This is a genomic window from Zhongshania aquatica, assembly GCF_027257955.1.
Lineage (GTDB): Bacteria > Pseudomonadota > Gammaproteobacteria > Pseudomonadales > Spongiibacteraceae > Spongiibacter > Spongiibacter aquatica.
This window is the reverse complement of the sequence record NZ_JANZNQ010000085.1, coordinates 1-1,130: the sequence shown is the minus strand read 5'-3', so window position 1 is coordinate 1,130 and position 1,130 is coordinate 1. Positions and strand designations below refer to the sequence as shown.

1 protein-coding gene and 1 pseudogene are annotated in these 1,130 nt (G+C 52.6%); both read left to right on the top strand.

Annotated features, from left to right (window positions below):
- A pseudogene (locus O9X78_RS20720) lies at nucleotides 1-413 on the top strand (hypothetical protein); the annotation flags it as partial.
- Nucleotides 410-1,130, top strand: a 721-nt coding sequence (gene istB, locus O9X78_RS20715) for an IS21-like element helper ATPase IstB (protein WP_269621586.1), incomplete at its 3' end; no start/stop codon positions are given. The pseudogene O9X78_RS20720 and the gene istB, both read left to right, overlap by 4 nt.

Below are 1,130 nucleotides of genomic sequence, written 5' to 3'. Positions count from 1 at the left end.
CGGGCGAGCAGCGTGCACGCCGCATTGATTACAAACATGTGATTCGGGCTTTAGCATCCAAGCCTCAAGCCTTCCGCTACTCAAGCTTACGAGACGATTTGCTGCCTAACGAGGCATACCGGCAGTTGTGGCGATGTGCGGATCAACACTTGGAAAAACGCGAAGCGTGTAAATGGATGGTAACCGTTTTGCGCCTAGCCTTTGAATACGATTGTGAAACTGATTTGGGTGAGGGTTTACTGGCCGGCGCCTTGCTTGGCGAGTTCCCATCCATCCTCGCGATTCAAGACCGGTTCCTGAGTCACCAGACACAAGAGGCTGAGACGAGGCAACCGGTACAGCATTCACTGAAGGCATACGATGAGCTGCTGTGGGCCAACCCCGGCAATACGTTTGAGGCGGTGTACTCATGAGCGACTCCGTACTGTTATTGCTTAAAGAATTGCGCCTACCGGGCTTCGCCCGGCATTACAAAACGCTGTGGCAAACGGCAGCGGATAGCGGCTGGTCTCACGTTGATTACCTGCTTGCGCTGTGTGAATATGAAATGGCGGATCGGCTCCAACGCCGTATACAAAAGTGGCGTCGAGAATCTCAGTTAACGACGACAAAGACGTTTGCCACGCTCGATAGAAAACCATTTAGCGGCCAAAATCAGCGCAGCATCGCTAAGCTTGAGCAAGACGTAGAGTGGGCGCGCCGGAGTGACAACGTACTGCTAATTGGCCCGAGCGGCACCGGTAAAACACACCTTGCCAGCGCCTTGGGGCATGCACTAATCGAACAGGGCATTCGCTGTAAATGCTTCCCAGCAATCGCCCTAGTGCAGCATCTCCAGCAAGCCAAGCGCGATCTTGACCTCATGACCGCGATGACGCGACTGGATAAATACCCGGTCATTATCATTGACGATATTGGCTACGTGAAAAAGACGGATGCAGAAACAAATGTGCTGTTTGAATTTATCGCGCACCGATACGAAAGCGGCACGTTAATTGTGACGGCCAACCAACCCTTTAGCGCTTGGGACAGCATATTCACAGACGGAATGATGACCGTTGCCGCCATTGACCGCCTGATTCATCATGCGACCATCATTGAACTTGAGGGCGAAAGTTATCGTAAGCAAC